This is a genomic window from Shewanella electrica, assembly GCF_022321485.1.
GTDB classification, from domain to species: Bacteria; Pseudomonadota; Gammaproteobacteria; order Enterobacterales; family Shewanellaceae; genus Shewanella; species Shewanella electrica.
In genome coordinates this window covers 1-23,801 of sequence record NZ_JAKOGG010000003.1, presented here as the reverse complement: position 1 = coordinate 23,801, position 23,801 = coordinate 1, and the positions used below count along the sequence as shown (strand labels likewise).

Sequence of the window (23,801 nt, the reverse complement as noted above, 5' to 3'; positions counted from 1 at the left end):
CGGCTTAAATCTCCTCGGTGAGCAGCGCGATAGTTTGTTGCAGCGCCGCCAGAAAACGGGCGACATCTTGCTCATTATTGTAGATGCCGAGCGAGGCACGACAGCAACCGTTGAGTGCCATCAGCGACATCAATGGCATGGCGCAGTGATGGCCGCAGCGAATGGCTATTCCTTGCTGATCTAGCAATGCGCCGACATCATGATGATGTTCGCCGCGAATGTTAAACGCAATGGCACCGAGGTTGTCAGCGTGGGCGGCGTACAGCTCCACTGCGGGCATGGCGAGCAAACCGTCTCGTAGTTGCTGCAGCAAACGTTGCTCATGTTGGCGGCTGTTGGCATCAACAAACTGCGTCAGAAAATCCACCGCAGCGGCAAGGCCGATGATCTCGGCAATCGGCGGCGTACCGGCTTCTAAGCGATGTGGCAAGGCGCCAAAGGTGCTGCCACTAAAGCTGACGGTTTTGATCATCTCGCCGCCGGTCAGCATCGGTGTGAGTTGCTCTAGTTGGGCAAGCTTACCCCACAAAATGCCGACGCCAGTGGGGCCATACATTTTGTGGCCAGAAAAAGCATAAAAATCACAGCCTAAGGCTTGTACATCTACGGGCAGATGCGCCACCGCTTGGGCGCCATCTACCACGCTAATCGCCCCCGCGGCGCGAATGCGTTGGCAAAGGGCGGTGATATTGTTCACCGTGCCGAGCACGTTAGACACATGGCTCAACGCCACAATCTTGGGCCTCTTCGCTAACAGCAATTTGCAGGCGGCATCATCTAAACGCAGTTCTTCATCGAGTGGGATCGGCACCACTTGGGCACCGGTACGCAACGCCAGTTGTTGCCACGGCACAATATTGGCGTGGTGCGCGGCACTATCAACCAGAATCAGATCGCCCGCTTGCAGTTGCGGCTCAAGGCCGTAGGCCAACATGTTGAGCGACTCGGTGGTGCCGTGAGTGAAAATGACTTCTTGGCGCTGCTCAGCATTGATGAACCGCTGTAACTTATCGCGGCTGGCTTCAACAGCGGCGGTGGCGGCGGCCGATAACTGGTAGGAACCACGATGCACATTGGCATTTTGCTGGCGATAAAACGCATCCATCGCCTGCAACACCATCGCCGGTTTTTGCGCTGTGGCGGCATTATCTAAATAGCACAGCGGATAGTCCTCCTCCTGCAAGCAATTAAGCAGGGGAAACTGAGAGCGAATGGCGGCGTGATTCATGTTGGCTAGCTAAAGTCGCGATAAAATATTAGGCGGCAGATCTTCAAAGATTCTGCCGCCTAATGCAAGGGCTTTAGCCAATATGCGGCGTTGAGCGCCGACGAGCTATGGGCAGGGGATGCGAAACTCGGTGGAGATCGCTTCCAGCTCAGCGCGCACTTCAGCGTCGAGCGTGAGTTGCAAGCTGCCAATATTCTCTTCCAACTGGGCGACACTGGTAGCGCCAATGATATTACTGCCGACAAATGGGCGGCTATTGACCCATGCCAGCGCTAGCTGTGCCGGGCTGAGATTGAGCTTGTGCGCCAAATTGACATAAGCCTCGGTCGCCTTGATGGCTTGCTCGCTGCCAGTGTAACGTGAGAAACGTTCGAACAAGGTCAGGCGCGCATTTTCTGGTGTTTGGCCGTTGAGGTATTTGCCCGTCAAGGTGCCGAACGCCAATGGCGAATAGGCCAGCAGTGGCAGTTCTTCACGATGGCTGACTTCGCTCATGCCGACTTCATAACTGCGATTGAGCAAACTGTAAGGATTCTGCACCGTGACGATGCGCGGCAAGCTGTGTTTTTCTGCCAACTGCAGGTATTTCATCACCCCCCACGGGGTTTCGTTCGATACACCGATATAACGTACCTTGCCCATGCGGATCACTTCGGCTAACGCTTCCAATGATTCTAAAATCGAGGATTTGGTTTCACGCGGCTCGTCGGGATAGTACATCTCGCCGAAGAAATTGGTGTGCCGTTGCGGCCAGTGGATCTGATACAGATCGATAGTATCTATGCCTAAGCGCTCTAATGAGGCGTCCACTGCGGCGTGAATATTGTTCCAATCCAACGCCATATTGGGGCGGATATAATCGCACCGGCCGGGGCCCGCCACTTTGGTGGCAATGATCAGCTTGTCACGGTTTTTGCGGCTGCGCAGGTATTCACCGAGAATGGTTTCTGTCGCACCTTGCGTTTCGGGCTTGGGGGGCACCGGATACATTTCGGCGGTATCAATAAAATTAATGCCTGCGCCAATGGCACAGTCCAGTTGTGCAAAGGCATCGGCCTGATTATTTTGCTGCCCCCATGTCATGGTGCCCAAACACAACTGGCTGACATCGAGGCTAGTATGGGGGATTCGGCGATACTCCATTAAACACTCCCTTAGCTTAGGTGGGATCCCAAGCTAGCAAGTTTTTGGCAGGCTGCACAGAGAGTTAATGCTTGTCTGGTGGATTTTTATCCAGCGAGTAACGGCTTGAGCATGGGGATCTCGCATACACTGTGGCCGGTATTGCCAAGATGCTGTGGCAATTGGCGAAAACCAAGATGGAAATACAGCTGTAACGCCTCGGGGAGCAACTGAGTGGTTTCCAGATAGATCTGCTGGTAGCCATAATCACTGGCGAAGTTCATGCACAGTTTAGCAATCGCACTGGCGAGGCCGAGACCACGGATCTGTGGCAGAAAATACATCTTTTGCAGCTCGCAGGTGGCATCCACGCCAGCTAACGGCGCAACACCGCAGCCACCGACGACCGTGCCGTGCAGCTCTATCACTAAATAGATTGCACCTTCGGCCGCGTACACTTCAGCTAATTGATCGAGACTGGCATCGGCCACGCTGTAGCCTTTTTCTGGCGTCAACTCATATTCCGCAGACACCGCGCGAATAACCGCTGCCATGGCGGCATTATCTTTGCCGCTGATCGGGCGAATATTAATGCTGGGGGTAACGCGCCAGCGCCAAGCTTGTTTAGCGGGAACTAATGTCTTGGGCGGGATCGCATGAGTACGGTCGAACATGATGGCGGGTCAACATAAAAGGTGGCCGAATAGCAATCAACATAGTCTGAGATCCGCTTAAGCGCAATGGTTGGCACGCGCCGCCGCAAAACAATCTGTGCGGCGCCATTGCGGCTAATACAACTCACTAAATCTCAGTGGCGCACTGGCGAGGATCAGCGCAGAGGTGTAGATACTTTCACGGCTGGCATGGCCTTCGGTCAGCAGGCCAATGGCGCCGCCAGCTTGTTTAACGTTGACAGTGTTAAACAGTGCATCCATTAGATCGCCTAGCTCTTGTTCGCCCAATTTATCAAACACTTGTTGCGGTAACGGCAAGTGCGCCGTACGGCCAACACACAGTTGTTCCGCGGTGGCGATAGTGACATAGGCAAAGGTGGCTGGGCCTTGTTCAAACAGATCGACACCGCCTTCCATGCTGAGGTAGTAATCCGCTTGGTAATGTTCACGGCACCACTGCACCCGATTGATAGCGCCGAGCTTAGTTTCACTATCGGTCATCGGCTGATCGGCCACGCCAGATGGCGCTTTCACCGCTTGAACTTCAATGCTGCGGTCTGGATGCAGCGTGGCAATCACCGCCTTGGCGGCGTTCACTTTTACCGGATTGGTGGAACCCACCACAATCGTAATGACATCGTTCATATTGCTTACTTGACCTTTTCTTCAAACATCAGATAGTGGCTTTGCTCCATGCCGAGCGCTTGATAAGTGCTTTGCGCCACGAGGTTATCTTGCTCCACATAAAGGCGGAAGCTGGCGGCACTGCCTTTTTCTAGGGCAAGCTGCTTAACATGTTGATACAGTGCGCGGTATAAACCTTGGCGGCGGAAGGCGGGTTGCACATACACGCTTTGGATCCAGTAATAATCTTTAGCGCGCCAATCGCTCCATTCAAAGGTCACCATCAGCGAGGCGGCAATGTTGCCGTCTTGCTCTGCAACTAAGTAAAAGCCACGGCTGGGTTGTGCCAACAAGGTTTGCACGCCACGTTGTAACACCGCGCCATCTAGCTCTAACCCTTCAGTCTCAAACGCCATCGCCTGATTAAACGCCACAATATCGGCCAAATCTTGTGGGGTTGCTTTACGTATCAACATATTGCAGTTACTTCGACATATTTGAAAAAAGTGGCGCCAATCTAGCAGCCGTAGGCGGTTGCTGGCAAATCAGGATCTGCTAATTTTTATAGCTAATTCTTATTAGACTAAAGTCTATGTGGAAGTATAATCGCTCGGTAAATAGGCAGTGCTAGCGTGAGTGTTATCGGGGTGTTCGGTGAAAAGAATAATAAAATCAAAAGCAAATCAACGTTTGCTGGTTATTAACTTATTACATTTTGTGCTAACTGCAGCCACGCTTGGGCTGTGGGCACCGGTTTGGTGGTGGTGTGTTAACCGCGAAGCGATCAAACAGTCAGGGCTATTCCATCAGTTTGATAATGACTATTGGGATTATTTGGTTGAACGTGACGAACCGCCAGCAGCGCTGTATCCGACCCGTTTTGATCTCGCCGATGAAGTGCGCTTTGACGCGTAAACTTACACGTCTGCTGTCAGCGGTATTATTGTAATGTGCTGTTTGGCTCTTTGACGAGTTTCACCAGCACATTTCGATCACCATCTAACAGCAGTAATTTATTGCCCGATACACTGGCCTGTTGCACTTGTGGCAGCGTGCTATCTAACTGCTGCTGTTGCGCCATCAACGCATCCACGCAAGCCTTCATCGTGCCTTGATTCGCCGCGATCTGCAGTTGCTGACCATGCAACTGATAACTTCCCTGAAATTCGTTACAGCTATTATTGCCTGTTAAAACGCCATTGGCGGCAAATTGCAGATAGGCAGTGCTATAGGCTGGCGCTTTGTGCTGGTTAATATTGCTGATACGCCATTTGCCCAGCAGATCTTGGGAGTATTGACTGTCTGAGATAGGTGTCTGGCAACCAGCGATAATGGCTGACAGGGCAAGAATAACAAACGCTTTAACCATGACGACGAAGTAGAAATTAATGCTGGCCGTTAGTTTGGCAATTCTGCTACTAAAGTGGAAGCAAAAAACCAGATAAAAATAGGCTTTTTGCGACCTATCGTTGAAGATTTGCCGTAAACGTTAGGGGTTGTTGCCGTTTGGTTGAATTTGCGCGTCCGTTTGCTGCACCGTTTTTACTGAATTGAGCCCTGCCAGTGCCTCATCTAACATGGGCGCTAACTTCGCGGTGGAGTCGGGCGCGAAGAATTGGCTGCTGGCATCTAAGGTCATTGGCAGCGGCGACAGCGCAAATTGCTTTTGGACGCGGTGAATGATGTGCTCTAAATCGCGTTCCAAATCGACAAACACCAATAGCACAAATTTGTTGCTGTCATAGTGCGCAGCCATGTCGGCGGCGCGCAAGGTACTGAGCAATAACTGAGATAACTCGCGATGACCTTTGAGTTTGGTGTCCTTGTCGAGCGTGTCTTGGTAGCACAATTCAAAGAAGATAATGCCGCAGTGCGCGCCAAAGCGTCGGCCAAGGTTGAGTTGACGTGGCGCCATCATAATAAAACCGTACTGATTGAGCATGCCGGTGCTCGGGTCGCGCATCGATAGCGCCTCAATGCGGTGGTTTTGGCACAGCAGTGCTAAATCTTGTTGCAGCAGAATTTGAAATGGCTCCAACATCATCGGCGATACTTGTTGGATTTCGTTGGCGTGGGCATTCACCACACATAAACAGCCGAACTCGGAACCATCTGGCCATGCTACCGGACGCGACAACAGACACAGCGCATCATTGAACTCTTTCGGCAACGCGCCCACTTCGGTTTGGGTCAGATCTAAGTTGAGCCCTTCGGCCGCACTGCTGACCATTTGTTGCAACAAACCGCTATCTTGCTCAAAGTGTTTTCCCGGTACGAAGCGCATATGGGCATCGGCGGCACTGACAATAATTTCAAAGCCAGCATCAGTTTTTTGCAGCACAAAAACCCGATCTGCTTGATAATAGTGCTTCATTAACTCACATTGCTGCATCCAGCGAACAAGGTTTAAACCGTGAGAATCGGCTTCCAGCAGGCTTTTGCCCGGCTTCACTGTTTCTGGCAGCATGATGTAATCCATGGAATGTTGTTTAAATGTGATTAAGTGTGGTGATTTTATTGCATTTGTGCAACTTTATTCGCTGTTACACGCTGATAGAACTTCGTGGAATAAATTTTAATTATGGCTTTAAAAATTAGTACGTTATGCAAGTAAGAACCGCAGTTTTAGCCGATCTGGCAACCATTCAGAGATTAGAGCAGCAAGCGGTATTTGATGAATTTTCCGCGACAGAGTTGCAGCAAGGCATTTCCGGTGATTTTTTTAGCGAGTCGCAGCTTAAGCAACTACTGCAACTTCAGGCCATTTGGTTGCTGGAAATCGATGCCAAAGCCCAGGGGTACCTGATTATGGCACCGTTTTCATTCCACCAATCTGCACCGCTCTATCGGGAGTTAACCCGCCGCTGCGTCGCTAATGATGTGCTGCTCGATTGGCGCAATCTCAGCGTGTGTGGGCCAGTATGGCTGGCCACCGCAGCGCGTGGAACTGGCGCATTTAAGTTGTTGTACAGTGCAGCAAAAGCGCAAGTTGCCGGTAAAGTGATGGCGTTGGTGGCAGAGCATAATGAACGTTCGCTCAAGGCCCATTGCCAACATGCCAACATGCAGATCGTCGATTTTATGACCTTAGCCGGGCGTGACTTCTATCTGTTACAAGATTAGCTTGATATAGCCCAAAGGAGCGTCCCATGACTCAGACCAGTAACACCGCCTTACAAGGGCTGATTGCACAAGCCGAGCGACTGTCACTGTCGAGTTACGACATGGGCCGCTGGCTCTATTCTCATCTGGTACATCAGGGCTTTGCCCCACAGTTTAGCGAAGTGGAATTAGTCGCCGCGACGCGGCATCACCTGTTACTGCAACTCGATGAGTGCTGGTTAGATTGCGGCGCGGATAATGCCGCTAAAGCCAGTCTCGTGTTGTTGGAACCCGCGCAGATCGTGCAGCAAGTTGCGACGATTGACGTCGCAGTATTACCCGAAGCACAACTGGCATTTATGTGCATGGAAACCGCGCATTTTGATCATTGTTATTAAACCGCAACGTTAGCGCTTGCCGATTTTTTCCTGCTTGACAGAATTTTTAACATACTGTTACCACAGATATTTCTCTCTCTTGTATTAATATTATTATTTATTTGTTGTTTGTATTATCTTGATGCAACGACATGTAGATTCATTAGTACAATAAGGACATTGTGGTATGCAGAGTAAATATTGGTTGGCATTGGCTCTTGTCGCGCTTTCTGGCTGTAAGTCGGTGTCAGAGCAACCTGATCCAAACCAAATCAAATACGTCGATCTTAGTAGTGAGGCGAAAAAGGATCTCGTCGAACAATATTGGCAGGTGACTAAGCGGGTGGAGCCAGCATACAGCATTGACGCCGCGAAAAAGGGCCTGTCAGGTTGTGTTACCGCAACGGTAGGCATTGGCGCTACAGGCGAGATGGTAGGTTACAAAATTACCGATTCATTCCCCAAAGGTGTATTTGATTCCCAAGGGTTGGCTGCGTTGAAAAAGTGGCGTTGGCAGGCGACTGAAGCCAATGTAGACAAAGTGCCTGTGCTGACCTCAATTAAGTTGGATTTTATGGTACATGGCCCTGATTCGCGTGGTAATTTAGCGGCAGCCAAAGAACACTGTCAGTTTGGAAAGGCGCCTAACCAGTCATAAGTAAGTCTGTTTTGCCGTGTACATTCGCGGTTAGTTTATGAATGACAGCATAAAGAAAAGCCTACTGCACGAGCAAACTGCAGTAGGCTTTTTTGCGTTAAATGGTGAGCCGTCCAAGGGACGAGCGGCGGCTCACCCGCAATCACTAAATTACTTATTCATTTCAGCGATTTTCAGTTTCCAGATTTCTGGACCGGTTTTGTGTAGGTTGTTACCTTCGGAGTCAACTGCGACGGTCACTGGCATATCGACGACGTCAAACTCGTAGATCGCTTCCATCCCCAAATCTGCAAAGGCGACAGTGCGGGCAGCTTTAATCGCTTTGGCAACCAAGTACGCTGCGCCACCGACGGCCATCAAGTAAACCGCTTTGTTTTTCTTGATGCATGCAACCGTTGCTTCACCACGGTCGGCTTTACCGATCATGCCCATCAGGCCAGCTTGCTCCAACATCATGTCAGAGAACTTGTCCATACGGGTTGAGGTTGTTGGGCCTGCTGGGCCAACTACTTCGTCGCCGACTGCGTCTACTGGGCCAACGTAGTAAATGAAACGGTCTTTAAAGTCGACCGGGAAGTCTTCACCGCGTGCCAGCATGTCTTGAATGCGTTTATGTGCTGCGTCACGACCTGTCAGAATTTTGCCTGACAGCAGTACGGTTTCGCCAGCTTTCCATTCAGACACATCGGCTTTTTTCAGGTCATTAACGTTAACGCGACGGACGTTTTCGCCCACTTCCCAAGTCACTTCTGGCCAATCTTCCAGTTTTGGCGGGGTTAGATCCGCAGGTCCGGTGCCATCTAAGTGGAAGTGTACGTGGCGAGTGGCCGCGCAGTTAGGGATGATGCACACAGGTTTAGATGCTGCATGAGTCGGTGCCGTTTTGATTTTGACGTCTAGAATGGTAGTCAAACCGCCTAGACCTTGCGCACCAATACCTAAGTCATTGACGCGTTTAAAGATATCTAAACGCAGTTTTTCTTCTGTGGTTTCCGCGCCTTTTTCCATCAGCTCATGGATGTCGACTGGGTCCATCAGTGCTTCTTTGGCCATTACCGCGGCTTTTTCGGCGGTACCGCCGATACCGATACCTAGCATGCCAGGAGGACACCAGCCAGCGCCCATTACTGGCACCATTTTTTCTACCCAAGCTGCCACGTCGTCAGATGGGTTCAACATTACCATTTTGGTTTTGTTTTCAGAGCCACCGCCTTTTGCGGCAATCATCACGTCCACTTTGTCGCCTGGCACCATGTCGATGTGCACTACCGCAGGCGCGTTGGTTTTGGTGTTCTTACGTGTGCCGGCTGGATCTGCCACAACTGACAAACGCAGTGGGTTAGTGGTGCTGGTATACGCACGGCGGGTACCTTCATCCACCATCTCTTGGACAGTCATGTCGCTATCCCACTGTACATTCATACCGATTTTTACGAAGCAGGTAACAATACCGGTATCTTGGCAGATAGGACGTTTGCCTTCCGCGGCCATACGCGAGTTGATCAGGATTTGCGCGATGGCGTCTTTCGCTGCTTGGCTTTGCTCGGCGTTATAAGCTTTTTCCAGTGCTTTAACAAAGTCGAGTGGGTGATAGTAAGAGATATATTGCAATGCTTCTTCGATACTATCGATGAAGTCAGCTTTTTTAATAATAGTCATGACGTTCCCTTTGCTCATTTGAAGAACTTAAGCACCGAAGCACGCGCCTCGGTGCTGCTACATTTGATTAGTACAGACCAATCACTTTCCACCAGATACCGCCGACAACGGCCCAAATGAGCAGTTGCGCAATACCCATGACCAAGCCCAATCCCCACCATTTAGGCAGTGAAGTGTGGCCAGCGCCGAATAGGATTGGTGCAGGACCAGCACCGTAGTGCGTACCACAACCCATCAGGTTAGAGACGATACCGAAGATGATGGCAGCCATAACGCCCGGTGCGCCCATTTGCACTGCAACCGCCAAGAACACTGAGTACAGCGCGGCGACGTGAGCAGTTTGTGAGGCAAAGGCGTAGTGGATGAAGAAGTAGATAACCACCAGCGATGCCAGCGCCGTTGGCCAATCAAGACCCGTCAGTGAGGCAGCGATAGAGGTACCGAACCATTTGATCAAACCCAGTTTGTTCAAGAAAGTCGCCATCATTACCAAGGCGGAGAACCATACCAAGGTGTTCCATGCGCCTTTTTCTTTCAGCACATCGTCCCAGCTCAGCACATTGGCATTTACCAGAATAATCAAACCGATGAAGGCGGCAGTGGTACCGTCTAAGCCGAATGAAGGGCCACCGATCCACAGTGCGATCAAGGCGATGAACGTCCCTAGTGTTACCCACTCGGACATTTTCACTTTGCCCATCTCTGCTAGGGCTTTAGCAGCGATTTGTGGCGCTTGTGGTGTGGCAGTGATTTCAGGTTTGTTGAGCATGTAAGCCAGTAATGGCATGGCCAGCAAAGCCACAATCCCCGGCGCAATTGCCGCCAGTGCCCAACCACCCCAAGTGATCTCAATCCCCATGTCGCCAGCCAGTTTCGCTGCCAGTGGGTTAGCTGCCATACCGGTTAGGAACATCGCTCCGGTGATGGTGGTGCCGTGGAATACGGTAGTCATCAAGAAGCTCCCCAGTTTCTTCGATGTACCATCTTCAGCACGAGAGCCGTAAGCGTCTGCCACTGAGTTTGCTAGTGGGAATACAATGCCACCCGTACGCGCAGTGTTTGATGGAATAGCTGGCGCCAACAGGGTGTCGGTCAGCAGCAAGCCATAAGACAAGGTCAACGTACGTTTTCCCATCAGCTTCATAAAGATGTAGCCGATACGAGCGCCTAAGCCGCTCTTAATAAATGCACGAGAGATGAAGAATGCCATCACGATCAACCAGATGACGTTGTTTGAAAAGCCGGTTAATGACTCTTTGATTGTCAGCGTGCCGGTAACGGCTGTGGCGGCAATACCACAAATCGCTACTGCACCCATTGGGATGGGTTCAAGAATCAAGCCCAATACCGTGGCAACAAATACTGCTAACAAATGCCAAGCATTGGGATCTACCCCAGCAGGTACTGGAGTGAACCAGATCCCACACCCAACTGCCAATATAATCAGCCATGAGATGAGTTTTTTATTCATGGTAAGCACCAATTACTGTAGTTAAAATAATTAAATTAGTTCGTTCGTTTTTACACTAAACAGGTCGTTGAACCTGCGCCGCGTGGTAACAGTAACTGAATGGTGGATTGAAATTGGCGAGCCTAATTCATTAGTAAATTTGTTTGCTTTTGATGATTTATTACTAGTTTTGAAAGTTATTGATAGTTAACCAAGAAAGGTGTTGTGTCTGCGGTCTGTCTAGCTAAATATCTATTTAATTACTTGTTATTTATCATTTTTATTTTCTGTTGGTTTCCTCTCACTTACTCCTTCGTGCCGTTGCCGTTATTTTTTCAACAACATTTGTGTGACCGTGTTAACTAAAGCCTGACTAAAACACTCAGACTTGTTGCCGGGCAAAATTGAAAACTGTGAAAGGGATCGCTTGTTAAGCGCAGGGCAAAGGCATTGAGGCCAACCACGACAAATCACATATTGCGATTGATGGTTGGTGGGTAGGTAGATGGCATATCGTTGATGTCATACTGTTATGCTCATTGACGGTGAGGTTTGGTGATTGAGGGTTTTGCTTAGATTGAGCGTCGCTGGTTGACGTTCTGTGCCAATTCACGGCATCGCAGCCGACGCTTGACCAGACGGCTTGGGGCTGTTGCGCTATGGTGTTTGAAGTTTGTTCAAGTTAAACGTGTGATGAACGAGGCGCGGCCAGCTTGCTTCGTCCACTAAACAAGCTGGAGGCAACAAGGTTGTGGCGGTGTTTACAGGGACCGAGCTGTCAGCGGCAAAAACGCGTAATAAAGCACAACAATGCTTCATGCGAGATCACAAAACCCAGCAAAAAAATCCGCTGAATTATTTCGACGTTAATTATCATAAAATTATACAAATAAATTTCCATCTGCTATCAGTTTCACGGTAAAATCCGCGCTCATTATCTTCTGGGTTATTCATTGCATACTCCCCGTTGTGGCAAGCTTTTTCATCGTTCAAATCGATGCTAGTCATCGAAAAAGATCATCAATAAAATGCTGGTGATTTAGACGATTCTGGTGAAAAATTAGCATTTGCGAAAGCAACGGCAAGCCTTAAGCTTGGTCACAAAATGACATCGATTTTTGAGCTGGGTGGCAGTTTGGCAATAGCAGGATAATTCAAGGAGTACCTTTACAAGTATGCCTTGGTCTTATTATCATACAATTTGTTCAAGATTGACTTATTTCAGCCACTATTCAGTTTAAGCGAAGGGTTTGTTATGTCTCGTTATGCCTTAGGTTTGGACTACGGTTCAGATTCCGTCAGAGCCCTCTTGGTAGATACCGCTACCGGTGAAGAGGTTGCTAGCCATTTGATTTACTATCCAAGATGGTCCAAAGGCTTGTATTGCGAGCCGTCTAAGGACCAATTCCGTCAACATCCACTCGATTACCTCGACAGCTTGGAACAAGTTATCCAAGGCCTGTGGCAAGTTGCACCAGCGGGTGCCGCTGACCGTGTTATCGGCGTGAGCTTTGATACCACAGGTTCCACACCTGTTGCGGTGAATAAAGACGGCGTGCCATTGGCATTGACACCAGAGTTTGCCGAAAACCCGAATGCCATGTTCGTATTGTGGAAAGACCACACTGCGATTGCGGAAGCGGCTGAAATTACTAAAGCTGCTAACGAAAACTCAGTGAACTACCTGAAACATATGGGCGGTATCTACTCGTCTGAATGGTTCTGGGCTAAAGCACTGCACGTATATCGTAGCGATGCCAAAGTGCGCGAAGCCACCTACTCATGGGTTGAGCACTGCGACTGGATCACCGCCATTCTTGCGGGAACTACTCACCCAGAAAAATTCCGCATGGGCCGCTGTGCTGCGGGCCATAAAATCATGTGGAATGAAGAGTGGGGCGGTTTCCCACCGAATGAATTCTTTGTTGGCATCGACCCATTGTTAGATGGTCTGGCCGATACCCTGAACCCAGCAACCGAAACTGCGGGTGAAGTGGCTGGCCGCTTGACCGAAGAGTGGGCCGCTAAACTGGGTCTGCCAGTTGGCATCGCCATCGGTTATGGCGCATTTGACTGCCACATGGGCGCAGTCGCTGCCAAAGTACGTCCGGGCGTACTGACTAAAGTGATGGGGACTTCTACTTGTGACATCACTGTGACCTCAAAAGAGCAGCTGGCTGGTAAGTCAGTACGCGGTATCTGCGGTCAAGTGGATGGTTCCGTATTGCCAGGCATGATTGGTCTTGAAGCGGGTCAATCGGCATTTGGTGACTTGTATGCATGGTTCAAAAACCTGCTGCTGTGGCCAATCCGTGAAGTGTTGCCAACCATCGAAGGTGTCGATCAAGCCGCATTAGCGCAAGCGTTTGAAGATAAAACGCTACTGGCGATGTCAAACGCCGCTGCGAAATTGCCAATCAGCGAACACGGCATTACCGCATTGGATTGGGTCAACGGTCGTCGTACACCGGATGCTGACCAAGGCGTGAGCATGGCGATTACTGGCCTGAAAATGGGCAGCAGCGCACCGCAGATTTTCCGTGGTCTGGTAGAAGCTACCGCGTTTGGCGCCCGTGCGATTACCGAACGTTTCCGCGAAGAAGGCGTAAATATTGAGTCAGTGGTCACCATCGGCGGTATCTCTAAGAAGTCTGACTTCGTGATGCAGACCTGTGCCGATGTGTGGAACTGCCAAATTGAAGTATTGGAAAGTGACCAGAGCTGTGCGCTGGGCGCGGCAATCTTTGCTGCCGTAGCTGCGGGTGAGTTTGACACCGTTGAACAGGCGCAAGCAGTGATGGCGTCACCTGTATGTAAAACCTATCAACCTATTCCTGAAAATGCAGCGATCTACGACCGCCTGTATAAAAAATATCAGGCGCTGGGTCAGTACGTTAACGGAGCAAAATAATGAGTTACAAAGAACTCAAACGCCAGGCTTATGAAGCCAACATGGAGTTGCAAACCCGTAATTTGGTGATTTACACCTTTGGTAACGTATCTCAGATCGACCGCGACAAAGGTGTGATCGCCATTAAACCAAGTGGCGTATCTTACGATAAGTTACAGCCAGAAGATTTGGTGATTGTGGACTTGGAAAACAACATCGTTGAAGGCAAAATGCGCCCTTCTTCTGATACCAAAACTCACACGCATCTGTATCGCCACTTTGAAAACATCGGCGGTGTGACTCACACTCACTCTACCTATGCTACCGCGTGGGCGCAGGCGAAATTAGCCATCCCATGTTTAGGTACCACTCATGCTGATTTCGTATACGGCGAGATCCCATGCACTGCGGAAATGACCGCAGAGCAGATCACCCGTGATTATGAAGAAGAAACCGGTGTGCAAATCACTGATTGTTATAAAGACAAAGACTACCAAGCCGCTCCGATGGTGCTGGTAGCTGGTCATGCGCCATTTACTTGGGGTGCGGATGCAGCTAAATCGGTATACCACGCTGCGCTGCTGGAAGAGATTGCGAGAATGTCATATCTGACACGTACACTGGCACCACAAGGTACCTTGTTGAGCCAAGCAATCGCAGACAAGCATTATTACAGAAAGCACGGTAAAAACGCTTACTACGGCCAGAATTAAGCCAGTAAGTCGCTTTCAATTATATAGAGGTCGTTATGAATAGCATTGCAAATAAAGAAGTGTGGTTTGTTACAGGTTCACAAACTTTGTACGGACCAAAAGTGTTGGAAACCGTAGCTGACGACAGTGCAACTATCGTTGCTGGTTTGAACGAAGCGGCTAAACTGCCAGTTAAACTGGTATGCAAGCCAACCGTTAAAAGCCCTGAAGAGATCTTCAACCTGTGCCAACAAGCTAACGCTGATGCAAACTGCGTTGGTTTGGTACTGTGGATGCATACTTTCTCTCCAGCAAAAATGTGGATCGCTGGTCTGAGCGTACTGAACAAACCTTGGCTGCACCTGCACACTCAATTCCGTGCCGAGCTGCCTTGGAGCGAAATCGACATGAACTACATGAACACTCACCAGAGTGCTCACGGTGACCGTGAATTCGGTTTCATCGGTACCCGTATGCGCAAAGAGCGCAAAGTGGTTGTAGGTCACTGGCAAAACCCAACTGTACAGACTCAAATCGATGATTGGTGTCGTGCAGCACTGGGCTGGAACGAATCTCGTCACCTGAAAGTAGCGCGTTTTGGCGATAACATGCGTCAAGTAGCGGTGACTGAAGGTAACAAAGTGAGTGCACAAATCACTTTCGGTTACGAAGTGCATGGCTATGGTATCAATGACCTGGTATCGGTAATCAACGAAGTATCTGATGCTGACGTTAAAGGCCAAATCGAAATCTATCGTAACGATTACGAGGTGGCAGCAGCACTGCTGGAAGATGAATACCAATTCAAGATGCTGCAAAACGAAGCACGTCTGGAACTGGGTATGGCTCGCTTCCTCGAAGCTGGTAACTTTGGTGCATTCACCAACACCTTTGAAAACTTGACCGGTATGACTGGTCTGCCAGGCTTGGCGACTCAACGCCTGATGTCTCAAGGTTACGGTTACGGCGGCGAAGGCGACTGGAAAACTTCCGCGATGGTTCGCATCATGAAAGTGATGGGTCAAGGCCGTGACGGTGGTTGTTCATTCATGGAAGACTACACCTACAACTTCGGTGCAGTTGACCAAGCGCTGCAAGCACACATGTTGGAAGTATGTCCATCAATCGCTGCTGCTAAGCCAAAAGTAGAAATCCATCGCCACACCATCGGTGTGAAATGTGATACTGCTCGTCTGCTGTTCAAAGGTAAAGCTGGTGCCGGTGTTGCAGTATCTCCAGTTGATCTGGGTGATCGCTTCCGTATCATCGTTAACGAAGTAGACGCAGTGAATCCACCTGCTGATACTCCTAAACTGCCAGTAGCTTCTGCACTGTGGGAACCACGTCCAAACTTGGCTACCGCTGCTGCTTCATGGATCTACGCTGGTGGCGCGCACCACACTGCATACAGCCAAGCTGTAAACACTGACATGATCATCGATTATGCAGAAATGGCCGGTGTTGAATGTGCGGTGATTGACGCTGATACCACAGTACGTTCATTCAAGAACGAACTGCGTCATAGTGCAGCCTACTATCATCTGAGCAAAGGTCTGTAAGATCTGAGTTTAGAAAAGGCCAACTCCGGTGACGGAGTTGGCCTTTTTGTCGTTTTGGCGCAGAGGCGATTTGGCTCTCCTGCGTTGTTGGCACTTGCTCGCGTAGACCACTACGCGTCGCGCCCGCCGCCTAGCAGGAAAACCAACTCGCACTCTGCCATTGCTTGCACGATGGGTTAGAGCTAAAGCGAAAGCATTTAGGGCTAACGGCGATAAAAAGCATGTAGATAAGCAGGAAAACCAACTTGCACTCTGCCGTTGCTTGCACGATGGGGTGGAGCACAAGCGAAAGCGAAAGCATTTAGGGCTAACGGCGATAAAAAGCATGTAGATAAGCAGGAAAACCAACTCGCGCTCTGCCATTACTTGCACGATGGGTTACAAGCAAAAGCGGTGAGAGAAGCGGAAAAGCAAAAGAGCGAACAGCGAAAAACTGTAGCACAGAAAAACCTGCATTCAGGTTCGATATATGTTTAGCTGGCACACTTTATTTGCTGATATCAAGTTCGCCGGAGAGCGAACCCTATAATAAGCAACCCCCAATATTGCAGACACAAAATTAAGAGGTATTTGATGATCGATTTGAGCCAGTATCGCGGCATTATTTTTGATATGGACGGCACCCTGATTGACTCGATGGGCTCACACCAAGATGCATGGCGCGCGGTGTGTGAAGAGTACGGCTATCCATGGGATGAAGACTACATGTACAGCCTCGGTGGCGTGCCAACGCTGCAAACTGTGGTGGTACTCAACGAAAAATACGGTATGAGCCATGACCCCGTCGAAGTTGCCGCCCGCAAAAAATTGCTGTGGGAAGAGGGCGACCATACCCCTAAGGTGATTGCTGAGACTTTCGCCGTATTTGAACATTACCGCCCAAGTATGAAAATAGGCGTTGGCACCGGTGCCGAGCGTGCGCATGCAGTAGAGATGCTCACCGACACAGGTATCCTGCCAAGAATCGATGCGCTGGTAACGGCATCCGATGTCGAAAATGGTAAGCCTGCGCCAGACACGTTTCTGCAAGTCGCGTTACAGTTGGGTCTCCAACCCGCCGAGTGCGTGGTATTTGAAGATACGCAAATCGGTGCCAAGGCTGCCGCCGCAGCCGGAATGGATTATGTAATTGTGAAAGACGGCAAGATCCAGTGCTAAAAGCTTGCAACTTGCCGTTTATTTATAATATAAAACGATAAATTTACCATCAAAAAAAGGTATAGGCATGAAAGGACAAACAGAACAACGAGGGCAGGGTAAACCATCCCTACTGAGTTATTGCCTGAAGGCAGCTGGCTTTACGCTGGCAGGGATCGCGCTTGCAGGCTGCAGCCCTGCAGAACAGAATTCAGCCCCATCTTCACCTGCCAAACCTGCGACAGCCACGGAACAACCCGCTATGAATCAAACAAATGTTAGCGCTACTGAAAAAACCTATGGCACTTTGCCAGACGGTACCGAAGTTAAATTAGTGACGCTGAAAAACGCCAACGGCGTTGAAGTCGATGTGATCAGCTACGGCGGCATCATCACTAAGATGTTGACCCCAGATGCCAAAGGCAACATGACTGACATCGCTTTAGGTTTTGATAACCTGCAAGATTATGTCGCCTCTAAAACCAACAACGTTTACTTTGGTGCCTTGATTGGCCGTTACGGTAACCGTATTGCTGACGGCAAATTCACGCTTGATGGTCAAGAATACACCCTAGCAACCAACGACGGTGACAACCACCTGCACGGCGGTAGCCACGGTTTCGACCAAAAAGTATGGGGCATCAAACCGTTCGTTAAAGATGGCAAAGCCTGTGTTGAGCTGACTTACACCAGCCCAGATGGCGAAGAAGGTTATCCTGGCACGCTGGCGACTACCGTAGTGTATGAGCTGACTGCCGACAACAAACTGGATATGCAGTTTACTGCCACTACCGACAAGCCAACCATTGTTAACCTGACCCAGCACAGCTACTTCAACCTTGCTGGTGGCGGTAGCATTTTGGATCAGCAAGTGCAGATCAATGCCGATCAATACACCCCAACTCGCCCAGGTTTGATCCCAACTGGCGAAGTGGCATCCGTGAAAGACACCCCGTTTGATTTCCGTGAGCCAAAAGCGATTGGTAAAGATATCAACGTAGATAACGAACAGCTGACCATGGCTGGCGGTTTCGACCACAACTTCGTGCTGCGTCCACACGCGGATAATGAATTGGTACTGGCCGCCAAAGTGACCGACCCAGCCAGCGGCCGTGCTTTGGAAGTCTACACCAACGAACCTGCTATTCAGTTCTATTCAGGTAACTTCCTCGATGGTTCACTGAAAGGTAAAGGCAACACTTACAGTAAAAACAGCGGTTTTGCGTTGGAACCACAACATAACCCTGACTCACCAAACCACCCAGAATGGCCAACCACTGAGTTGCGTCCCGGTGAAACCTATCAGCTGCAAATCGTGTATCACTTCACCACGATTTAAGCGATAGCGTTACAGCGAATGCCAGTGTTTGCTGGCATTCGTTTTCTTTGAATCGTCCTTATTGCGTCGAGATGTTACGGCAGCAACTAAGGCAGCATGTGATAGGGATTTCAGTATGAAAGGTTATCTTAGCCTCAGTGCGGCAGTCTTGATGCTGGTTGCTGCTGATGCGCACGCTGCATGGCAAACGCGTTTTACTAGCCCAGATAAGCAGTTATCCGCCTCGCTCAGTCTCGATGACCAAGGGCGCTTGTGGTACCAAGTGTTTCACAACAATCAACCCGTGTTGAAACCTTCGCCGCTGGGGCTCAAGCTCAACAACAGCCAATTTACCCAATCGCTCAGTTTCAAAAAAGAGCACGGGCAAGAAGCGGTACACGAACAATATGAGCTGTGGACCGGCAAACAACGCCACGTGGATTATCAAGCTAACGACATCAAAGTCAGCTTTAGCAACCCACAAGGGCAAACTCTGACTGTTGAGATGCGGTTATCCGATGATGGTTTGGCATACCGTTATGTATTGCCCGAAAAATCAACCGATAGTCGCATTGTGATGGAAGAACTCACCGGCTTCCATTTCTTCCCCGAAACCAAAGCTTGGTTGCAACATAAAGCTGAAGCGAAATCCGGCTGGGAACGTACCAATCCGTCTTACGAAGAAGACTACAGTCAAAACATTGCGTTAGGCACGCCATCACCGACAGAGAACGGTTGGATCTATCCGGCGCTGTACCATTACGGTGATAACTGGATCGCCATCACCGAAGCCGGTAACGACGGCCATTACGCTGGCAGCAACTTGGCTCAGCAAAGCCCAGATGGCTTATACCAACTGCGTTTTCCGAGTCATGAAGAGGGGCTGAGCAACGGCAAATGGCTGCCAGAAGCTAAACTGCCGCTGCACTCGCCGTGGCGTATCATCACCGTGGGTGATTTAGATACATTAATGAGTTCCACCCTCGGCACTGACTTAGCCGACCCCGCCAAAATCAGCGACACCGCTTGGATTAAACCCGGCATCTCCGCATGGAGTTGGGGCTTACTCAAAGACGAATCGGTCACTTACCCGATTCAGCAGCAATTTATTGATTACGCCGCCGACATGCACTGGCCGTTCATTTTGATTGATGTGAACTGGGATCAGAACATCGGCTACGACAAAATGGCTGAGCTGGTGGACTACGCCAACAGTAAAAATGTTGGTTTACTGCTGTGGTACAACTCCTCGGGCGCGTGGAACGGCACCCAATACACCCCCAAAAGCCAACTGCTGACCCACGATGACCGCCAGCGCGAATTCGCCCGCCTACAAAAAATGGGCATCAAAGGGATTAAGGTCGACTTCTTCCCCGGCGATGGCTCATCGGTCATGCAGTATTACCAAGACATTTTGAAAGACGCCGCCGAACACCAACTGCTGGTGAACTTCCACGGCACTACCTTACCGCGCGGCTTACAACGTACATGGCCGAATTTGCTCACCGCCGAAGCGGTGAAAGGCTTTGAAATGATCACCTTCTTCCAAGAAGTGGCTGATCGCGAAGCAACCCATGTCGCCATGTTGCCATTCACCCGCAACCTGTTTGACCCAATGGATTTTACGCCGATGGTGCTGGGAGATATTCCCAATATTGAACGCAAAACCAGTAACGGTTTTGAGTTAGCACTGCCGGTGATCATGACCTCAGGCATTCAACATCTGGTGACCACACCAGAGCAGATGAAAGCACAGCCTGAGTTTGTAAAGCGTTACCTGCGCTCGGTACCCGCCCGCTGGGATGAGAGTCGTTTTCTTGGGGGATATCCCGGCAAATATGCGGTGATTGCCAGACGTGCAGGAAAACAGTGGTTCATTGCCGGTATTAATGCCGAAAAAGAACCTAAATCACTCGCGCTGGATTTGTCCTTTGTGGGAAATGGACAAGGCCTGTTAATTCAGGATGATGGCGAATCAACTCGCACCGTGGTGCAATCCAACGTTGATAGCAGCCTCAGCCAGCTAACACTGAAACCGTCTGCCGGTTTTGTGATGGTTTTTAATTGAGAGAAGTTGATAAATGAAAAACAGACTAAGCCCTAAGCTTGCACTGTTGCCACTGACCTTAGCGTTGGCCGCTTGCGCGACCACGCAACAGGACACCAGTAGCGCAACCACACCAACTGCACAAACCACCCCCAAGGGTAGTTTTACCAATCCACTGTTTCCTAACGGTGCCGACCCATGGTTGGAATACTGGGACGGCAACTACTACCTGACAACGACTACGTGGACGTCAGAGCTGGTTATGCGCAAATCGCCAACATTGGAAGGTTTAGCCAGTGCCACGCCAGTGAACGTGTGGTCATCCACCATGCCAGAAGCTTGCTGTAACTTTTGGGCATTTGAATTCCACCGCCTGAAAGGCCCGAACGGCTACCGCTGGTACATGATGTACACCGCTGGTCAAGATGGCACCTTGGATTATCAACACCTGAACGTACTGGAAAGCGCCGGTGATGATCCAATGGGCCCATACACCTACAAAGGTGCGATGATGCCAGACACTTGGAACATCGACGGTACTTATCTGGAAGTGAACGGCAACCTGTACCTGATTTACTCACAGTGGCAAGGCGACGAACAACGCAACATCATCGCCGCCATGGAAAACCCATGGACGCTGAAAGCCGACACCAAACACGTAGTGTTAACTCGCCCAGAAGCCGATTGGGAAGTCAGCGGCCGTAAAGTGACTGAAGGCCCAGAGATTGTGCAGCACGATGGCCGCACCTTCTTGATCTACTCTGGTAGCTTCTGTGACACCCCAGACTACAAACTGGGCCAATATGAATTGGTGGGCAACGACCCAATGGACATCAATTCATGGAAAAAATCACCGCAACCGGTATTTGAACGTACCGACAGCGTCTTTGGCCCCGGCCACAACGGTTTCTTCACCTCGCCAGACGGTAAAGAAAACTGGTTGGTCTACCACGCTAACGACAAAGTGACTGATGGCTGTAGCGCCACCCGTTCACTGCGTGCACAAAAATTCACTTGGCATGCGGATGGCACACCAAACTTTGGTAAACCGTTAACACCGGGCGTATTGGTGCCACCACCATCAGGTGAAGATGGCCCGCTGAAAACCGCCATCCAAGGCCAACGCTACCAGCTGCAAGATGGTAAAACATCACAATGTATCGCAGCCGGTGCTGGTGTTGCCGCATGTTCTGCCAGCAACAGTGGCTTTGTGCTGGATCCAACCACCAAAGGTTTCTTCCGTATCGCCAACAGCGATGACGGCCAGTTCCTTGGCGTGGTTAACGGCAAAGTCAACGAAGATGCATGGCACAACGAAGCGTTCCAAGAATGGCATTTAGATGTTGGCATGGGCGGTTACACGCTGATCAAACATCGTGACACTGGCAAATACTTAGCGTTAGCCAACAACGGCCTGACGTTAGTGGATAAGATTGATGATGCCAGCCAATGGCAGTTGAACCCAACCGGCGACGTGGCGATTGTGAGCCAACAATCCGGTAAAGTGGTGTCTACTGTGAAAGGTAACGTGGAGCAATCAGCTTGGTCTGATAGCGCTAATCAAAAATGGCACTTCAAAGCGACCGACAATGGTTTCTTCCACATCAGCAATGGCGATCAATGTATTGAAGCCAAAGATGATGCCGTGGTGCCAGGTGCGAACCTGATCACTGGTCAATGCCAAACCAAAACCTCTCACTGGCGTATTACGCCACTGGAAGGCGGCGGTGTTGAGCTGCACAACCGTTACACTAAGCAAGTGCTCGACCTGTCGAGCTGTGGTTTAGCCGACGGCACTAACTTTGCCCAAGCACCAGCTCTTGGTACTAATTGCCAAGTGTTCCATTTGCGTGAAACTAAGTAGTTAGTTTCACTTGTTGGTTGATTGGAAAGGCTCTGCGTTTGCAGAGCCTTTTTTGTTGGGCTTTGGGTGGTCGCCCAACCTTTGGGGCGATTGTTCAGCGCTCGGCTGAACGGTCAGCACGTTGTTAGTTGGCCTTTTCTTTTCATGTCGCACTGTACTGTGCTTAGAGTATTTAGTTAGTAAATCGCCTGCAGCGGGCTTATGCACACGCATCCTTGTGGCACGCTGGCAAGTACGTCCCTGTAAGCTCGACGCCAGCATCCATGCTGGCGACGGCCACAAGTCCGCATGTGCTGGGAATTCTCGGAGTACTCCTACGACATCGGCTTTGTTTTCAGTTATTTAGTATGTGTCTGGTTTGCCATTTCGTAAATCCCAGCCAACTCGGAATCCATTTCTCTGCGCGGAAGCGGCGAATGCTTCAATTGCTTGATGCCTGCCCAACGCTCCTCCGCCGCGTCGAAGGGGAATCAGCGTTGCCTGCTATGCCGAATGTGGTTCGAAAGTTCATATGTGCTTGGAAGCTGAATGTCATCTTTTCTGCCTAGTACCTGGCAGACTGTTGTTTTCACACTGTTATCTATGACGAAATTTGTTAATTTTTCTATTGTGCTTAATGAGATATGCGCTTAGTTTTAGACGTTAAATATGAGCCAAAAGTGGCACAACGTCGTCTAATGAACAGGGATAACAACAAGGACGGTACTATTGAATAATCAAACTATAGAGCAAGAAACATTAGTAAAAGAGCCATTTAAAATACAAATAACGGCTAGCTTTAAGAATAAATCTAAGAGATTCAGAAGTTATAGTTCTATTGTCCAAGGAGAACCTTTCTCATGGGGAATAAAAATCAAGAATATAGATACTAAGGCTACTCCAGAAGCAAATATTGTCTCTGCTGGGATTAAAGATTTAAATGATAAATTCTTTCAAGATATGGAATATGATGAAATATTTGTCAGATCTTTGAATCCAAATGAAGAAATCTTTATTGAGATAGATAAATGCCTAATTTTTTTAGAAGGGATGCAATGGTGTTATCTCACTGTAGTACCAAAGGATGAAGATAAATATTTTGAAACTTATCAATTTGATGATAGTCAAAAAAAGTCTATTAAATTTGGTATAGATGAGGAAGATGATAACAACTGGATGGATCACCTATACATCCAAAAGAAGATGGAACTACTCCAATCTAGAACTAATAATTACATTCTTTTATTAACTCTAGTAACAGTTTGGGAATCTGTTTTTGGAATTAAAGATAGTTTGAAAAATTTGGCAGAAATTCTCTCTTTATTTTTTAATTGGGTAGCATATCAGGGTGAGAGCATGAATGCCTAAATATCACTCAACGCATTTAAACCCGCTGTTAGTACCAGCTCTAGGTAGTCAGT

The 23,801-nt window shown here is 49.5% G+C and carries 21 protein-coding genes; 12 read left to right on the top strand and 9 right to left on the bottom strand.

Going from position 1 to position 23,801, the window contains the following annotated elements; translation table 11 throughout:
* Positions 1 to 4: 4 nt before the first annotated feature.
* The 5 genes from L9G74_RS04990 to L9G74_RS04970 form a co-directional block, all read right to left on the bottom strand.
* Positions 5 to 1,228, bottom strand: coding sequence for an aminotransferase class V-fold PLP-dependent enzyme (locus tag L9G74_RS04990; RefSeq protein WP_238895198.1), 1,224 nt, complete (start codon positions 1,226 to 1,228; stop codon positions 5 to 7).
* Positions 1,229 to 1,333: 105 nt separating this feature from the next.
* Positions 1,334 to 2,371, bottom strand: coding sequence for an NADP(H)-dependent aldo-keto reductase (locus L9G74_RS04985; protein WP_238895197.1), 1,038 nt, complete (start codon positions 2,369 to 2,371; stop codon positions 1,334 to 1,336).
* Positions 2,372 to 2,457: 86 nt separating this feature from the next.
* A complete protein-coding gene (locus tag L9G74_RS04980; protein ID WP_238895196.1) occupies positions 2,458 to 3,024 on the bottom strand; it encodes a GNAT family N-acetyltransferase in 567 nt (188 codons plus the stop codon).
* Between the two features lie 114 nt (positions 3,025 to 3,138).
* Positions 3,139 to 3,669 carry an inosine/xanthosine triphosphatase gene (gene yjjX / locus L9G74_RS04975; protein WP_238895195.1) on the bottom strand — a complete coding sequence of 177 codons (531 nt, stop codon included), beginning with the start codon at positions 3,667 to 3,669 and terminating at the stop codon, positions 3,139 to 3,141.
* Positions 3,670 to 3,674: 5 nt separating this feature from the next.
* On the bottom strand, positions 3,675 to 4,124 hold the full coding sequence (locus L9G74_RS04970) for a GNAT family N-acetyltransferase (protein WP_238895194.1): 450 nt from the start codon (positions 4,122 to 4,124) through the stop codon (positions 3,675 to 3,677).
* A gap of 214 nt (positions 4,125 to 4,338) precedes the next feature.
* On the opposite strand from L9G74_RS04970, the gene L9G74_RS04965 reads away from it, so the two are divergent.
* Positions 4,339 to 4,563, top strand: a complete 225-nt coding sequence (locus L9G74_RS04965) for a hypothetical protein (protein ID WP_238895193.1) — start codon at positions 4,339 to 4,341, stop codon at positions 4,561 to 4,563.
* 25 nt (positions 4,564 to 4,588) lie between these two features.
* Here L9G74_RS04965 and L9G74_RS04960 read toward each other — a convergent pair whose 3' ends face one another.
* Positions 4,589 to 5,017, bottom strand: a complete 429-nt coding sequence (locus tag L9G74_RS04960) for an META domain-containing protein (protein WP_238895192.1) — start codon at positions 5,015 to 5,017, stop codon at positions 4,589 to 4,591.
* Between the two features lie 120 nt (positions 5,018 to 5,137).
* Positions 5,138 to 6,115: a GGDEF domain-containing protein gene (locus tag L9G74_RS04955; protein ID WP_238895191.1), complete on the bottom strand. Its 978-nt coding sequence runs from the start codon at positions 6,113 to 6,115 to the stop codon at positions 5,138 to 5,140.
* Between the two features lie 137 nt (positions 6,116 to 6,252).
* On the opposite strand from L9G74_RS04955, the gene L9G74_RS04950 reads away from it, so the two are divergent.
* From L9G74_RS04950 to L9G74_RS04940, 3 genes are all read left to right on the top strand, one after another.
* Complete coding sequence (locus L9G74_RS04950; RefSeq protein WP_238895190.1) at positions 6,253 to 6,771, top strand: GNAT family N-acetyltransferase; 519 nt, start codon at positions 6,253 to 6,255, stop codon at positions 6,769 to 6,771.
* 26 nt (positions 6,772 to 6,797) lie between these two features.
* Positions 6,798 to 7,148, top strand: a complete 351-nt coding sequence (locus L9G74_RS04945; RefSeq protein ID WP_238895189.1) for a hypothetical protein — start codon at positions 6,798 to 6,800, stop codon at positions 7,146 to 7,148.
* Positions 7,149 to 7,314: 166 nt separating this feature from the next.
* A complete protein-coding gene (locus tag L9G74_RS04940) occupies positions 7,315 to 7,785 on the top strand; it encodes an energy transducer TonB (RefSeq protein ID WP_238895188.1) in 471 nt (156 codons plus the stop codon).
* A gap of 150 nt (positions 7,786 to 7,935) precedes the next feature.
* On the opposite strand, the gene L9G74_RS04935 is transcribed toward L9G74_RS04940, so the two are convergent.
* Complete coding sequence (locus tag L9G74_RS04935) at positions 7,936 to 9,444, bottom strand: fumarate hydratase (RefSeq protein ID WP_238895187.1); 1,509 nt, start codon at positions 9,442 to 9,444, stop codon at positions 7,936 to 7,938.
* 67 nt (positions 9,445 to 9,511) lie between these two features.
* Positions 9,512 to 10,915 (bottom strand): anion permease, encoded by a 1,404-nt coding sequence (locus L9G74_RS04930; protein WP_238895186.1) that lies wholly within the window; start codon positions 10,913 to 10,915, stop codon positions 9,512 to 9,514.
* A gap of 1,234 nt (positions 10,916 to 12,149) precedes the next feature.
* On the opposite strand from L9G74_RS04930, the gene L9G74_RS04925 reads away from it, so the two are divergent.
* The 8 genes from L9G74_RS04925 (at position 12,150) to L9G74_RS04890 (ending at position 23,748) form a co-directional block, all read left to right on the top strand.
* Positions 12,150 to 13,805 (top strand): ribulokinase, encoded by a 1,656-nt coding sequence (locus tag L9G74_RS04925; protein WP_238895185.1) that lies wholly within the window; start codon positions 12,150 to 12,152, stop codon positions 13,803 to 13,805.
* Positions 13,805 to 14,497 carry an L-ribulose-5-phosphate 4-epimerase gene (locus L9G74_RS04920; protein WP_238895184.1) on the top strand — a complete coding sequence of 231 codons (693 nt, stop codon included), beginning with the start codon at positions 13,805 to 13,807 and terminating at the stop codon, positions 14,495 to 14,497. The genes L9G74_RS04925 and L9G74_RS04920 overlap by 1 nt, the downstream gene beginning before the upstream one ends.
* A gap of 35 nt (positions 14,498 to 14,532) precedes the next feature.
* Positions 14,533 to 16,035, top strand: coding sequence for an L-arabinose isomerase (gene araA / locus L9G74_RS04915; protein WP_238895183.1), 1,503 nt, complete (start codon positions 14,533 to 14,535; stop codon positions 16,033 to 16,035).
* 573 nt (positions 16,036 to 16,608) lie between these two features.
* Positions 16,609 to 17,193, top strand: a complete 585-nt coding sequence (locus L9G74_RS04910) for a beta-phosphoglucomutase family hydrolase (RefSeq protein ID WP_238895182.1) — start codon at positions 16,609 to 16,611, stop codon at positions 17,191 to 17,193.
* 241 nt (positions 17,194 to 17,434) lie between these two features.
* Positions 17,435 to 18,511: an aldose epimerase family protein gene (locus tag L9G74_RS04905; RefSeq protein ID WP_238895181.1), complete on the top strand. Its 1,077-nt coding sequence runs from the start codon at positions 17,435 to 17,437 to the stop codon at positions 18,509 to 18,511.
* Between the two features lie 115 nt (positions 18,512 to 18,626).
* Positions 18,627 to 20,558, top strand: coding sequence for a glycoside hydrolase family 97 protein (locus L9G74_RS04900; protein ID WP_238895180.1), 1,932 nt, complete (start codon positions 18,627 to 18,629; stop codon positions 20,556 to 20,558).
* 13 nt (positions 20,559 to 20,571) lie between these two features.
* Positions 20,572 to 22,401, top strand: a complete 1,830-nt coding sequence (locus tag L9G74_RS04895; RefSeq protein ID WP_238895179.1) for a family 43 glycosylhydrolase — start codon at positions 20,572 to 20,574, stop codon at positions 22,399 to 22,401.
* A gap of 708 nt (positions 22,402 to 23,109) precedes the next feature.
* Positions 23,110 to 23,748: a hypothetical protein gene (locus tag L9G74_RS04890; RefSeq protein ID WP_238895178.1), complete on the top strand. Its 639-nt coding sequence runs from the start codon at positions 23,110 to 23,112 to the stop codon at positions 23,746 to 23,748.
* The last annotated feature ends 53 nt before the right edge of the window (positions 23,749 to 23,801 follow it).

Bases quoted from the DNA above. Each gene is read 5' to 3' on its own strand.
- L9G74_RS04930 (WP_238895186.1), bottom strand. From the start codon at position 10,915: ATGAATAAAAAACTCATCTCATGGCTGATTATATTGGCAGTTGGGTGT.
- L9G74_RS04895 (WP_238895179.1), top strand. From the start codon at position 20,572: ATGAAAAACAGACTAAGCCCTAAGCTTGCACTGTTGCCACTGACCTTA.
- L9G74_RS04990 (WP_238895198.1), bottom strand. From the start codon at position 1,228: ATGAATCACGCCGCCATTCGCTCTCAGTTTCCCCTGCTTAATTGCTTG.
- L9G74_RS04900 (WP_238895180.1), top strand. From the start codon at position 18,627: ATGAAAGGTTATCTTAGCCTCAGTGCGGCAGTCTTGATGCTGGTTGCT.
- yjjX (WP_238895195.1), bottom strand. From the start codon at position 3,669: ATGAACGATGTCATTACGATTGTGGTGGGTTCCACCAATCCGGTAAAA.
- L9G74_RS04925 (WP_238895185.1), top strand. From the start codon at position 12,150: ATGTCTCGTTATGCCTTAGGTTTGGACTACGGTTCAGATTCCGTCAGA.
- L9G74_RS04945 (WP_238895189.1), top strand. From the start codon at position 6,798: ATGACTCAGACCAGTAACACCGCCTTACAAGGGCTGATTGCACAAGCC.
- L9G74_RS04980 (WP_238895196.1), bottom strand. From the start codon at position 3,024: ATGTTCGACCGTACTCATGCGATCCCGCCCAAGACATTAGTTCCCGCT.
- L9G74_RS04955 (WP_238895191.1), bottom strand. From the start codon at position 6,115: ATGCTGCCAGAAACAGTGAAGCCGGGCAAAAGCCTGCTGGAAGCCGAT.
- L9G74_RS04950 (WP_238895190.1), top strand. From the start codon at position 6,253: ATGCAAGTAAGAACCGCAGTTTTAGCCGATCTGGCAACCATTCAGAGA.
- araA (WP_238895183.1), top strand. From the start codon at position 14,533: ATGAATAGCATTGCAAATAAAGAAGTGTGGTTTGTTACAGGTTCACAA.
- L9G74_RS04940 (WP_238895188.1), top strand. From the start codon at position 7,315: ATGCAGAGTAAATATTGGTTGGCATTGGCTCTTGTCGCGCTTTCTGGC.
- L9G74_RS04935 (WP_238895187.1), bottom strand. From the start codon at position 9,444: ATGACTATTATTAAAAAAGCTGACTTCATCGATAGTATCGAAGAAGCA.
- L9G74_RS04970 (WP_238895194.1), bottom strand. From the start codon at position 4,124: ATGTTGATACGTAAAGCAACCCCACAAGATTTGGCCGATATTGTGGCG.
- L9G74_RS04920 (WP_238895184.1), top strand. From the start codon at position 13,805: ATGAGTTACAAAGAACTCAAACGCCAGGCTTATGAAGCCAACATGGAG.
- L9G74_RS04985 (WP_238895197.1), bottom strand. From the start codon at position 2,371: ATGGAGTATCGCCGAATCCCCCATACTAGCCTCGATGTCAGCCAGTTG.
- L9G74_RS04905 (WP_238895181.1), top strand. From the start codon at position 17,435: ATGAATCAAACAAATGTTAGCGCTACTGAAAAAACCTATGGCACTTTG.
- L9G74_RS04910 (WP_238895182.1), top strand. From the start codon at position 16,609: ATGATCGATTTGAGCCAGTATCGCGGCATTATTTTTGATATGGACGGC.
- L9G74_RS04960 (WP_238895192.1), bottom strand. From the start codon at position 5,017: ATGGTTAAAGCGTTTGTTATTCTTGCCCTGTCAGCCATTATCGCTGGT.